The sequence below is a fragment of the Dubosiella newyorkensis genome (assembly GCF_001945605.1).
In the GTDB taxonomy this organism is placed as follows: Bacteria; Bacillota_I; Bacilli_A; order Erysipelotrichales; family Erysipelotrichaceae; genus Dubosiella; species Dubosiella newyorkensis.
Window position 1 is genome coordinate 38,117 of the sequence record NZ_MPKA01000044.1, and the last position, 12,279, is coordinate 50,395.

The 12,279-nt window shown below is 41.6% G+C and carries 12 protein-coding genes; 8 read left to right on the plus strand and 4 right to left on the minus strand.

The annotated features are described in order from the left end of the window. Position 1 precedes the first annotated feature (1 nt). The 4 genes from recF to dnaA form a co-directional block, all read right to left on the minus strand. Complete coding sequence (gene recF, locus BO225_RS01785; protein WP_076340566.1) at positions 2-1,108, minus strand: DNA replication/repair protein RecF; 1,107 nt, start codon at positions 1,106-1,108, stop codon at positions 2-4. Then, positions 1,105-1,308, minus strand: a complete 204-nt coding sequence (locus BO225_RS01790; RefSeq protein WP_076340567.1) for an RNA-binding S4 domain-containing protein — start codon at positions 1,306-1,308, stop codon at positions 1,105-1,107. Before BO225_RS01790 ends, recF begins: the two co-directional genes overlap by 4 nt. A 101-nt stretch (positions 1,309-1,409) precedes the next feature. Further along, the gene (dnaN, locus tag BO225_RS01795; RefSeq protein ID WP_076340568.1) at positions 1,410-2,531 is read right to left on the minus strand and encodes a DNA polymerase III subunit beta; all 1,122 of its coding nucleotides are present in this window, start codon (positions 2,529-2,531) and stop codon (positions 1,410-1,412) included. A gap of 140 nt (positions 2,532-2,671) precedes the next feature. Beyond that, entirely contained in the window at positions 2,672-4,018 is a 1,347-nt protein-coding gene (gene dnaA / locus BO225_RS01800) for a chromosomal replication initiator protein DnaA (RefSeq protein WP_076340569.1), read from the minus strand. 529 nt (positions 4,019-4,547) lie between these two features. On the opposite strand from dnaA, the gene rpmH reads away from it, so the two are divergent. The 8 genes from rpmH to BO225_RS01845 are packed head-to-tail and all read left to right on the plus strand — an operon-like array spanning position 4,548 to position 12,245. Next, positions 4,548-4,682: a 50S ribosomal protein L34 gene (gene rpmH / locus BO225_RS01810; protein ID WP_076340571.1), complete on the plus strand. Its 135-nt coding sequence runs from the start codon at positions 4,548-4,550 to the stop codon at positions 4,680-4,682. Positions 4,683-4,727: 45 nt separating this feature from the next. Beyond that, the gene (gene rnpA, locus BO225_RS01815; protein ID WP_076340572.1) at positions 4,728-5,081 is read left to right on the plus strand and encodes a ribonuclease P protein component; all 354 of its coding nucleotides are present in this window, start codon (positions 4,728-4,730) and stop codon (positions 5,079-5,081) included. Further along, positions 5,078-6,091, plus strand: coding sequence for a YidC/Oxa1 family membrane protein insertase (locus BO225_RS01820; protein WP_076340573.1), 1,014 nt, complete (start codon positions 5,078-5,080; stop codon positions 6,089-6,091). Before rnpA ends, BO225_RS01820 begins: the two co-directional genes overlap by 4 nt. A gap of 10 nt (positions 6,092-6,101) precedes the next feature. Beyond that, positions 6,102-6,731 carry an RNA-binding cell elongation regulator Jag/EloR gene (gene jag / locus BO225_RS01825; protein ID WP_076340574.1) on the plus strand — a complete coding sequence of 210 codons (630 nt, stop codon included), beginning with the start codon at positions 6,102-6,104 and terminating at the stop codon, positions 6,729-6,731. A 42-nt stretch (positions 6,732-6,773) separates the two neighbouring features. After that, a complete protein-coding gene (pth, locus tag BO225_RS01830) occupies positions 6,774-7,334 on the plus strand; it encodes an aminoacyl-tRNA hydrolase (RefSeq protein ID WP_076340575.1) in 561 nt (186 codons plus the stop codon). Between the two features lie 13 nt (positions 7,335-7,347). Continuing rightward, entirely contained in the window at positions 7,348-10,731 is a 3,384-nt protein-coding gene (gene mfd / locus BO225_RS01835; protein WP_076340576.1) for a transcription-repair coupling factor, read from the plus strand. After that, a complete protein-coding gene (locus tag BO225_RS01840) occupies positions 10,718-10,984 on the plus strand; it encodes an RNA-binding S4 domain-containing protein (RefSeq protein WP_076340577.1) in 267 nt (88 codons plus the stop codon). Before mfd ends, BO225_RS01840 begins: the two co-directional genes overlap by 14 nt. Positions 10,985-11,027: 43 nt before the next feature. Further along, positions 11,028-12,245 (plus strand): HD domain-containing protein, encoded by a 1,218-nt coding sequence (locus tag BO225_RS01845; RefSeq protein ID WP_076340578.1) that lies wholly within the window; start codon positions 11,028-11,030, stop codon positions 12,243-12,245. Positions 12,246-12,279: the final 34 nt, after the last annotated feature.

Genomic DNA, 12,279 nt, shown 5'->3' on the forward strand with positions numbered 1-12,279 from the left:
GTTATTCGTTTCGCTCATGAACTTCCTCCTTTATCGTTCCATTCTCTATCGTATAAAAAAATACTTTTCGTTTGAACCAGTCTGTCTGGATCGGTTCAGCGCTCGTTATGAAGATCTGCATCTGCTCAGGAAGCATTTGGATCAATGTCCGTTTGCGCCCTTCATCAAGCTCGCTGAATACATCGTCCAACAGCAAGATCGGATATTGCCCATCTTTTTCATAGACGATGTGAGCGAGTCCAAGCTTCAAGGAAAGAAGTACGCTTCTTTTTTGACCTTGGCTCGCGCTCTCTATGACAGGGACGCCATTGAGAGAAAAAATAAAATCATCTTTATGGATCCCCAATTGGGTCGTTTTATAAAACAGATCCTTTGAAAGGGAAGTCGCGTAAGCTTCCTTCAAGGACTGCTCTAGATTTTCGTCGATGGGTACGAATGTTTTATAGACCGCATCCATCACTTCTTTTCCATCATCAAAAAAAGGATAAAGCGATTGGGATTTTTCGATCAAGTCTTTCAAAAACGCATGTCGCTGCTTGATAATGATCTTTTCATCCTCGATCATCTGATCGGTATATACTTGAATGAGCGCGCGATCGACCGGCGTGCTCTTCAAAGCCAAGTTTCGATCTTTCAAGAGCTTTTGATAATGCGAAAGGGTTGCTGTATAGGTCTTGGAAAGCTTGATCAATTCTGTGTCGATAAACTTGCGTCGCTGACTTGGAGCGCCAGCAAAAAGCATCAAGTCGTCGGGGCAAAACAAGATCGCGTTGAGCGAGCCAACAAAAGAAGAATACGTAGAGACGGGCTGTCCAAACCGAAAAAGCTGTTTTTTATGCTCTGAAAGAACGACTTTTAGATCTTCCGTTCTTTCTTTCGATTCGATCTGCGCTTCGATCATCATCATTTCTTCATCGTGCTTGATCATGAGATTCGGTTTGCTCGTTCGAAAAGAGCGCAGCAGCGATAAAAAATAGATCGCTTCTACGACATTGGTCTTGCCTTGCGCGTTGTTTCCACGCAAGATATGGATCCCATTTTCTTCAAAAGAAAAAGAAGCCTTGTCATAATTTCGAAAATGATAGAACTTCAGTTTTCTAATATTCATTCGACTTCGATCCTAATTCCATCGGCTTCGACAACATCCCCTGCATAAATCTTTTTTCCACGTCGATCTTCTTTTTCTCCATTGAGAAAAACAGGACAGTTCGCTAAAAAATATTTCACTTCACCGCCACTTGAAACGACATCACAGGCTTTTAAAAGTTGCCCCAAAGCGATGTAATCATTCGTCAATTTAAATTTCATACAGTCTCCTTTCAATGTAATACATTATAGCACAAAATCAAACATTTTACCATAATCCCTATTTGAATACAAGAAAAAAGGAAGCACATTACGTGGCTTCCTTAATCAATGCTCCGTACCGGAACAACGATCATCAATGTCGAATCATCTTCTGGATCGCTGATCTTGATCGGCTTCAAAACTCCTGTAAAAGAGAGCTCGACTCTAGAAGAACCAAGTGCCTTCAGAGCATCGAGCATATACGATCCATTGCATGTCAAAGTCAGATCTTCGCCACCATAGATCGAGCTCAACAATTCTTCTTTCGAATCGCCGATCTCGCTAGAGCGCGTCTTGATCTCTACGATCTTGGGCGTGCACTCTAATTTGATCAAATGCACTTTGTCCGTCAAGATAAAATTCGTTCGATCGATAGCGTTCGAAAGTTCTCTAGCATCGATCTGCAGTGTAGAAATAAAGTGTTGCGGAATAATTCGTTCTACATCCGGAAACGTTCCATCCAGCAAGCGCGTTTGAAAGGTCGTCCCATCAAAAATAAACTGCGCCTTTTTTTGATCCACAAAGATCTGAATGTCTTCTTCCTCTTGATTGAGCGATTTTACGATCTCGTTGAGCGAACGATTGGAAATCGTGATATTGAATGTATTTTCTTGGGGCAAAGTGATCCTTTTGCGCGCAAGACGATATGTGTCTGTCGCTGAACAATAAAGGTTTTCTCCTTGCATATTAAAATTGATGCCATTCAAAACAGGACGGCTATCAGAATCCGCGCATGCAAATCCAGTTTGACGCACGATTTCTTTCAATTGTTTTTTTGAAAGGATGAATTCATTTTGAGGTTGATAAAAATCGATCGATGGATATTCGCTTCCTTCGATCCCATTCAAATGGAACGTTCCATGATCGCCTTCGATACGGATCAACGTATCGTCAAACAATTCAAAAGAAACGATCTTGCATTCTAGCTTTCGAATGATTTCTAATAGATATTTCGATTCGATGATGATCGATCCTGTAGATTCGATTTTTAATTGATTTTCTTCATTGGGTTCAATGATCGTTTTAATCGAGATCGTCGAATCGCTTCCCATCAAAATCAAATGATCCGCTTCTACTTGAATACAGATCCCAGATAAAGCGGGCAGCGGAGAATAGGGTGAGATCGCCCGAGCGACAATGCTAAGTTGGTCATAAAAGTATTTTCGATCTATGCTGAAATTCATGTAGACTCCTTTAATATATTTATTTTGTATATAGTAACAACAATAAGGGTGGGGATATTGGGGAAAACTCTTGAAAACCGAATATCTATGCGATTTTTTTACGATTTTAGCTGGGTATGGATTGGGGAAGCCTGGGGAAATCACAAAAGCTTCTCTTTGATCTTATGGACGGCGATCTCGAAGGCTTGATCTTTTTGCATTAGATCTTTCGCCCGGTTATAGGAAGACTGGATCGTCTTATGATCGCGTTTTCCAAGCTTCTTGCCAATCGTCATATAAGGAAGGTGTAAAAGCTCTCTAGAAAGATAGACACAAATGTGTCGAGCGTTCATGATCGCTTTGAGTCTCGATTTTCCTTCCAGATCTGAAATGGATAAGCCATAAAATTGCGAGACGGAACGTTTGATCGTCTTCATCGTCAATTCGTTTTTTTGCTCGACGATCGGCTCTTTGCCTAAATGTTCAGTCGCGAATTTTAGATCGATCACGTCGGGATTGAATAAAGTCGACTGAAAGATCAGACGATTGAGCTTTCCTTCCAGATCGCGGACATCCGAAGAATAGGACATCGCCAAATAATCGAGAACTTCATCGGTCACAAGATCTTCTCGTCCATCCAATTTCTTTTTCAAGATCGCTTTACTCGTTTCAAAGCCTGGTTTCGAGATATTGATCGCTAGGCCAGAAGTAAAGCGCGAAATAAGGCGGGATTGCAGATTGCTCAATTCTTTAGGATGGATATCCGAGGTAATGATGATCTGCGAGCCTTTTTCGATCAACTTGTTGTAGACCGTGAAAAAGACCTCCTGGGAAGAGTTGTGCTGCAAATTTTGAATATCGTCGATCAAGAAATAATCACAGTCGAGAAGCTGCTCTTTGACTTTATCGACTGTATTTCCATGAATATTCTTTGTCTTCATCGCTTCGATAAGGATCGAAACAAAGTCGCCGCTATACATATAGATGACTTTCGCTTCCGGGCGTTCGGCATGAAGATAATTGCCGACCGCATGGAGAAGATGGGTCTTCCCTAATCCAGAATTTCCAAAAAGCATCAATGGATTGAACATTGGATGGCTTCCTTGATTGCAGGAGGCAAAACAGGCGGCATACGCTTCTTTGTTGCTGCTGCCTTCGATAAAGTTTTCAAAGGTATAATTCGGATTGAATTTATTTTCCAGAAGTGTGTTGGTCCTTTGTTCGACGACGACTTCTGGCATCATTTGTTCCATTTCTTTTTGTTCGATCAAGATCAATGAAACTGGGTTGCCCCATTCCTCGCTCAAAGTCGCTTCAAATAAGGCCAGCTGCCTTTCCATGATCGCTTTTGTGATCGAGGATCGATACGCGACATAGGCGGAATCATTTTCTATCTTGAACAAGGTCGTTTTTTGGATCCATACTTGAAAATCTTGTTCATCGAAATATTGAGCTTCGTGGATCTTCTTTAAAACGCTGTCCCAAAGCATTTCTAATGTTGTGGCCATCCTTCTGCTCCTTTCGCTCGTATTGCTAGGTTTTCATTATACACAAAACGAAAAGGGGATAAAAGAGTTTTTCCCCAAAGGAATGTGTTTTCCCCATATCTGGATTAGGGAGAGTCTTTTCCCCTTGGGGAAAATGGGGAAAAAGAAGGAAAATAATTGGGGAAAACTCAAACATATCCCCAATTATTTTTAGAAAGATTTTCTTTTAGGTAAGGAATAATTGATGATTTCCCCACTTATCCCCAAAGGGGTGGATAGGGGAAAAGTTTTTGTGGTGAAAAAAGGGGAATTTTATTCAGTTTTCCCCCATTTTGTTGAAATGACCAAAATCAAGCATGATATAATTCCCAAAAGAATGGGGAAAACTTTCGTCATTTATGCTTTTCTTTTTCCCCTATATTAATATATAGACGGAACTTGGGGAAAAATTTATTAGGAACACTTCATTGACGATATGTATCGGATTTGCTATAATGGGCAAGCAATCTTATTTGTAAATAAAATAGTAATAGACTGTGGGGTGTAAAGAATGAAAAGAACATATCAGCCAAGTAAGATCAAACACAAAAGAGTTCATGGTTTCCGTGCACGTATGGCGACAGTTGGTGGGCGTAAAGTTCTAGCTCGCAGAAGAGCAAAAGGTAGAAAGGTATTATCCGCATAGAAATCACCAGCAAGGTGATTTTTTTGTCTGGATAGGGATTTTTTCATGAAAAAACAATTTAGAGTATGTAAAAATTATGAATTTGCTTCCATTATCCAGAATCGTAAATATTTAAAGTCTAGTGCGTTTGTTTTTTATTATAAACCGAAAAAGCATTCGACAGCCCGGGTAGGGATCAGCGTAGGAAAGAAGCTTGGCAACGCGGTATGCCGCAACCAAATCAAGCGTCAAGTTCGAAGCATGGTCGATGCTCTCTATGATTTTAATGAAGCGTACGATACGATCTTGATCGTGCGTCCGGTTTATCAAAAACAAACGTATCAGCAAAATCTAGAAGAACTTAAACGTTCAAAACAAAAAGTCGAAAAACGACAACAAATAGGGAAGGAACAACTATGACGCATTTTTTACATAAAAAAATGAATATTTTCCTACTTTGCTGTTTTGTATTGCTCGGTTTGTCTGGTTGTTCGAACCCAAGAGGTACGGATGGAAAAACGAAAGTGGATCAGATCATTGCGAGCGAAAAAATCGAAGTAGAAAAAGATCGAGTCAATGTATCCGATATCACGGATGAAAAACTAAAAAAAGAATACGAAAAATTAGGAAAGAACGAAATGATCACGATCGAACCAACTTCGTTCAAGCAAGCGATCTCGCAAAGCTGGTTCGATGGCTTGATCGTTTGGCCGATCGCGCAATTGATCAACGTGTTCGCTTCGTGGACCGATGCGGGAATCGGGATCATCTTAGCAACCTTGCTCATTCAGATCATCATTTTCTTCTTCACGCGCAAATCGCAGATCGCCAACCAGCGGATGCAGCAGATCCAACCGGAGATGAATAAGATCCAAAACAAATATAAGGATAAAAACGATGAGCGTTCCAAAATGATGATGGCTCAAGAGATGCAGAAGCTCTACTCCAAATACGATATCAATCCATTCGGAACGCTTCTAGTTACATTCATTCAATTGCCAGTCATGATGGGAATGTATTATGCGACGATGCGGGCAGCCGCTGTCGTATATGGATCTTTTTTAGGAATGCCTCTTTCGGAAACGCCAATGGGCGCGTTTACGACGCTTGGCTCCAGCAATGCGCAATGGGGACCGGTCATCGTGTATGTATTGATGGTCATTTTCCAGCTTGTCTCTTTACAGTTGCCAAAATGGCTCAAAAAGCTGGATGACAAGAAAAATCATGTGAAACAGAAAAAATACATCAAAGACGACAATCCGATGGGCAATACGATGAATACAACGATGTATTTCTCAACAGCGCTGATCGCGTTCATGTATTTGAGCTGGCCGATCGCCATGTCCTTTTACTGGCTCGTTTCTTCCGTGATTCGTACTTGCCAGACATTATTGATCCATTTTGTGATGACTGATAAAGAAAAACACTAGGAGTAAGCGTATGGAATATCAGAAATTTATTGGAAAAACACTTGAAGAGGCGCTACAGAAAGCCGCGAGCGAAAAAGAAGTCAGCGTCGAAGAATTGACCTATACAGTCACCGAAGAAAAAGCAGGTTTCCTTGGTATTGGAAAAACAGTGGAGATCCAAGTCTTCTGCAATAAGGATATCCAAAAATTTATTCATGACTATATCCAGACGTATTTTGATAATACCGATCTAGATGGCGAAACATCTGTGGAAATCGATGATGATGATTTCTATCGTGTTCAAGTGAATACGAGCAACAACGCGATCTTGATTGGAAAAAACGGCAAGACGCTTCAATCGTTCAATCGTCTTGTCAAAGCGGCAGCAAGCGCCGAATTTAAAAAACGGATCCGTTTATTGATCGATGTCAATGGCTACAAAGAAGAAAGATACGACAAGATCTGCCGAATGGCGATCCGCGTCGCCAAAGATGTTCGCCGAACAAAAGTCGATGCCGAACTTGATCCAATGCCAGCTGACGAGCGAAAAGCGATCCATAACGCGCTTTCAAAAATGGAAGATATATCCACGCACTCGCAAGGCGAAGGCGTAAATCGCCATCTGTGTATTTTATATACACCAGGAAAAGAAGTTGAATAAGTGGGAAGAGCTTCCCACTTTTTTTCGTAGGAGGAATAGAGTATGAAAATCATAGTAGGATTAGGAAATCCCGGAACAAAATATGAAAATACACGCCATAACGCCGGATTTATGGCGATCGATCGACTCGCAAAAAAATGGAATCTAGACTGGAACCAAGAAAAATTCAACGCCAAATTTATAAAGACGAAACAAAATGGCGAAGATGTGATCTTGCTCAAACCCTTGACGTATATGAACGAAAGCGGTTTCGCGCTCCGCGAATGCCTTGACTTTTACAAAAGCGGCAGCGAGGATGTCTTGATCCTTTATGATGATGTCGACCTTCCTGTAGGAAAGATCCGTCTAAGACAGAAAGGCAGCGCAGGAGGCCATAATGGCATTAAAAGCATCATCTCTTGCATCTTTACGCAAGAATTCGATCGGATCCGTATCGGCGTAGGAAAAGATCCTAAGATCCCAATGGTCAACTGGGTATTAGGAAAGTTCAAAGCGGATGAAAAAAATGAACTCGATCACGCCTTACAAGAAGCAAGCGAAGCTGCAGCGTATTCGATCGATCATAATTTTGCTCAAACGATGAATCAATTCAATAAAAAATAAAGGATGGCAACTCATGGAACCGCAAATTTTTAAACGACTCGCCCAAAATCCAGTGACCAAAGCGATCTTGGCCCGCCAAAACAATATTGGCAATCTATATTTGATGGAAGAAGCACTCGTTTTAGTCAGCGCCTTTTTAACCGATAAAAAAACGCGCATTATCGTAAAGAAAAATCGATACGAGGCGCAGCAGCTTTATAATCGCCTGCTTCAAATGGAAGAAAACGTGCTTTTATTTACGATGGAAGAAAGCTTGCGTGTCCAGGCGATCGCCTCCTCTCCAGAGGATATGGAAGAACAGCTCAATGCCCTCGTCCAAATCACACTCGATCCTAAGCCACGCTTGATCGTCTGCAATACAGCGAGCTTTCTACGTTTCTTGCCCGACCATACTTTCTTTCAAGAAAATACATTTACCTTAGAAGTCGGCCAAGAATTCAATATGAAAGAACTTAAGAAGAAATTGAATCGGATCGGGTATGGCAAAGTCAATTATGTCGATCGTCCATGTACTTTCGCATCACGGGGAGGAATCGTCGATGTCTTTATCTTAGGCCAAGACCATCCGGCCCGCATTGAATTTTTTGATACCGAAATTGATTCGATCCGTCTGATCGATGAGCATACCCAACGAACGATAAGAACAATCGAGAAGGTCACGATCACGCCTGCGACAGATCTTCTTTTCAAAGATGAGCAGATTGCGGAGATCCAGACGATCGTGAAAGAAAAACTTGAACATGAAAAAAAGAGTTTGAACGAAGAAGAATTTGATTTGCTCCAAGATCATATTGAAGAAGATCTTCTCGCTTTAGAAACCTACGATACTTCGCCTAAGCTCTATCGCTATTTTTCCTATATCCATTCAGATCAGCTTCTTGATTATATTGACGCCGAAGTCATTCTTTCTTCTCAAGAAGAAGTGGAGCGAGCGGCTAAAAAGCTCAACGAAGACAATATCGCCTTTATTCAAGAGCTCGTGCAAGATCGCAAAAGCATCGCCCGCTACATCATGTTTCATGATCTGTATCGTTTAGAAGCGAAGCATTCCTTTTTGATGTTTCATGAATTCCAAGATCTCGAAGATCCTATTTTTTCAAATATCCGGCCACTCGATCCGATCAGTCAAGGATTGCCTTTGTTTTTCGGTACGATCCATCAAAACACTTTGTTCGCCTTAGATGAAGAAGATGCCAAAAAAGTCAAAGCGCTTAGCGAGTATCCTCTTCGGATCATACCGAATGATTTTTACGAAGGATTTTCCTATGAAGGGGAAGAAATTTATACAAATCGGGAATTGTTCCGTCAGCAAGTCAAGCATAAACGGTATCAAAAGACATTTAAAGAAGGTCAAGTGCTGGAAAACGTATTGGAACTGGAAAAACTCGATTATGTTGTCCATGAACAATATGGGATCGGACAATATCTAGGAATCGTGACTCGCGAAAAAGATGGCAGAGCGCAAGATTATCTTCATATTGTCTATCGGGGCGGCGAGTTGTTCGTGCCTCTCGCTCAGTTCCAATTTATCCGCAAATATATCTCCAAAGAAGGAGCGGGTGTCAAACTCTCGCAGCTTGGAAGCAACCAGTGGCAAAAAACGAAAGAGCGAGTGAACGCGAAAATCGAAGAAATCGCCTCGCGCCTTGTTGAATTGTACGCGCATCGAAATGAAGAAATCGGTTTTGCCTACTCGAAAGATGACGCGCTGCAAGAAGAATTCGATCAAGCCTTTGAATATGAAGCGACCGAAGATCAATTGAAAGCGACGGAAGAGATCAAAGCCGAAATGGAAAAAGCCAAGCCGATGGATCATCTATTATGCGGAGATGTTGGCTTTGGTAAAACAGAAGTCGCTATGCGATGCGCTTTTAAAGCGATCACAAACAATAAGCAAGTCGCTTTCCTTTGTCCGACAACGATCTTATCGATGCAGCACTATCAAACCTTGAAAAAGCGTTTCGAATATACGGGTGCCAATATCGCGCTTGTGAATCGTTTCGTGAGCGCGAAAGAAATCAAGCAAATCAAAGAAGGCTTAAAAAATGGAACGATCGATATCGTGATCGGGACCCATAAGCTTCTTAATAAAAGTTTCGAATATAAGGACCTTGGCTTTTTGATCATTGACGAGGAACAGCGTTTCGGTGTCGAACATAAAGAAAAAATCAAAGAATTGAAAGAATCGATCGATGTTCTTTCTTTATCAGCTACTCCCATTCCGCGCACTCTGCAAATGTCATTGATCGGTGTCAGGACGATCTCCCAGCTCACCACCCCTCCGGCTCATCGGCATCCTATACAAACTTATGTGATCGAAAAAAGAGGAAGCGCGATTGAAGAGATCATTCAGCGCGAGCTTTCACGCGATGGACAAGTGTTCTATCTCAACAATCGAGTCTCCAATATTTATGGCGTGGCAAAAAAGATCCAAAAACAATTTCCAGACGTGCAAGTGGGCATCGCTCACGGAAAAATGAGCAAAGAAGAAATCGAACAGACGATGTACGATTTTGCCGAAGGAAAATACAAGATCCTTGTGTGCACGACGATCATTGAAACAGGACTCGATATCGCCAACGCCAATACGATGATCATCGATCAAGCTGACCGATTCGGCTTGTCTCAGCTCTATCAGATCCGAGGACGCGTTGGACGAAGAGATAAGATTGGCTATTGCTATTTGATGGTCGATGGCCAAAAAGAAATCACGGAACAAGCGCATAAGCGTTTGCAGTCGATAAAAGAATTCACCCAGCTCGGCTCTGGGTATAAGATCGCGATGCGCGATTTAACGATCCGCGGAGCGGGCGATATGTTAGGACCTCAGCAAGCGGGATTTATCGATCAAGTGGGACTGGATATGTATTTAGAGCTCCTTTCGAATGCGATTGCCAAAAAACAAGGCAAAGAAATCGAAGAAACGAAAGAAGTCAAACAAGCGAACATTCAATTGGGCGGATATATCCCGCAGCAGTTTACAGAGAACGATGGCGATAAGCTCGATCTTTATCAAGAAATCAAAGCGATCCGTTCCTTGCAGCAATTGTATGAATACCAGCATCGGATCGAAGATCTATTCGGCAAAATCCCAAAAGAAGTTAGTCAGCTCTTTAAAAAGAAGAAGCTTGACTTGTTCGTGAACGAAGACTATGTTGATTCTTTAAAGGAAACGAATATGAATGTTCAGATCCAAATGGCGCCTGCTTATTCGAAAAAAGTCGATGGCGCCGCGCTCTTTCACGATATGAGCGCTTTGTCTAAAACCATTCGATTAAAGATGAATAAAGGAAAATTAGAAATCCTTCTAGATAAGAAAGGACGTTACATCGATTTGTTGATGAAAGTCATCGATCGATTGATGCATGAAAAGGAGATAGAAGATGCGATTGGATAAATATTTAAAAACAGCGCGGATCTTGAAACGAAGAGAGGCGGCCAAAGAATTGGCGCTTCAGCAGCGAGTGGAAGTCAACGGAAGAATCGTCAAGCCTTCCTATGAAGTCGAAGTGGGAGATCGAATCGTGCTTCGCTTTGGAACGCGGATCTTAGAGATCCGTGTCCTTGATATTCAAAAACAAGTATCAAAAGCCAATGCTTCTTTGTTATTTGAAGTCATCAGCGAGAAAAAGATTGAAAACAAAGAATAAGAATCATTCTTATTTTGTGTATTTTAGTGAAAGGAACGAGAATATGAAAATCACAGATCGACTCGAAGAAATCAAAGTGATGCGTGATCCGATCCATAGCTATATTCATATTGAATACGCCCTGTTGTGGAAGATCATCGATACCCCAGAAATGCAGCGGTTGCGCCGCATCCATCAGCTGGGAGGAAATTTTCAAGTATATCATACAGCCGAGCATTCTCGTTTTTCACACTCCCTAGGCGTTTACGAGATCGTAAGAAGGATGCTTTCTGAAATACCAAGCCTTGTTCAAGAAGTCAGCGAACAGGAAAAGATCGTGTTGATGGCGGCAAGCTTGGTCCATGATATTGGCCATGGTCCTTTCTCCCATTTGTTTGAGAGGATCACTCATAAACATCACGAAACGATGGGAAAAGAGATCTTGCTCGATCCCTCTACCGGGATCCACAAGCTTCTTGTTCAATATGATCAAGATCTGCCCGATCAGATCGTTTCTATTTTAGAAAGGCGTCATCCTAAAAAGATCTTATCTCAAGTATTGTGTTCTCAGCTCGATGCGGATCGGATGGATTACTTGCTTCGTGATTCGTACGCGACAGGAACGAGTTATGGAAAATTTGATCTTGAGCGGATCTTACGAACTCTACGTGTCGAAGATGGATTGCTTTGCGTCAAAGAAAGCGGCGTGCATTCGATCGAAGATTACATCATGGCTCGCTATGAAATGTATTGGCAAGTGTATTTACATCCCGATGCGAAAAGCTATGATATTTTAATCTTAAAATTGTTCGAACGCTACGAAGCAATCCGTTCAAAAAGAAGGATCGAAGCGCTCGAGGCATTTTATCGACCGATCGATCCGCGCACTTTTTTTAAGCTCGACGACTATCGTTTTTATACGATCGTGCACGATCTTCAAGAAGATCGAGATCCTTATTTGAGCGATCTAGCCAATCGGATCATGAATCGGCGTTTATTCGATTGGGTGCGAGAGCCAAAACAAGAAATGATCAATTCGATCCAAGAAAAACTGACGCGAAGAAAGATCCCGCTATCTATCTATACGCATGAAGAAAGACTTTTAGAAGATATGTATCTTCCTTATACAGAAAGAAAAAAGGAAGAGGAGATCCATGTACTCGACGTTTGCGGCAAGATCTGGCCACTTTCCGCGAAATCAGAAATCGTCAAGGCGCTTCTAGGAATGGAGACGAAGACGTGCAAGTACTTTTATTGGCAAAAAATTTCTGAAGAATCCTAGGAAAATCGGTTCTTCTTATTGAAAAAAATGTCAA

Excerpts from the sequence above, each read along its gene's own strand:
- recF (WP_076340566.1), bottom strand. The coding sequence starts at position 1,108 with ATGAATATTAGAAAACTGAAGTTCTATCATTTTCGAAATTATGACAAG.
- BO225_RS01790 (WP_076340567.1), bottom strand. The coding sequence starts at position 1,308 with ATGAAATTTAAATTGACGAATGATTACATCGCTTTGGGGCAACTTTTA.
- dnaN (WP_076340568.1), bottom strand. The coding sequence starts at position 2,531 with ATGAATTTCAGCATAGATCGAAAATACTTTTATGACCAACTTAGCATT.
- dnaA (WP_076340569.1), bottom strand. The coding sequence starts at position 4,018 with ATGGCCACAACATTAGAAATGCTTTGGGACAGCGTTTTAAAGAAGATC.
- rpmH (WP_076340571.1), top strand. The coding sequence starts at position 4,548 with ATGAAAAGAACATATCAGCCAAGTAAGATCAAACACAAAAGAGTTCAT.
- rnpA (WP_076340572.1), top strand. The coding sequence starts at position 4,728 with ATGAAAAAACAATTTAGAGTATGTAAAAATTATGAATTTGCTTCCATT.
- BO225_RS01820 (WP_076340573.1), top strand. The coding sequence starts at position 5,078 with ATGACGCATTTTTTACATAAAAAAATGAATATTTTCCTACTTTGCTGT.
- jag (WP_076340574.1), top strand. The coding sequence starts at position 6,102 with ATGGAATATCAGAAATTTATTGGAAAAACACTTGAAGAGGCGCTACAG.
- pth (WP_076340575.1), top strand. The coding sequence starts at position 6,774 with ATGAAAATCATAGTAGGATTAGGAAATCCCGGAACAAAATATGAAAAT.
- mfd (WP_076340576.1), top strand. The coding sequence starts at position 7,348 with ATGGAACCGCAAATTTTTAAACGACTCGCCCAAAATCCAGTGACCAAA.
- BO225_RS01840 (WP_076340577.1), top strand. The coding sequence starts at position 10,718 with ATGCGATTGGATAAATATTTAAAAACAGCGCGGATCTTGAAACGAAGA.
- BO225_RS01845 (WP_076340578.1), top strand. The coding sequence starts at position 11,028 with ATGAAAATCACAGATCGACTCGAAGAAATCAAAGTGATGCGTGATCCG.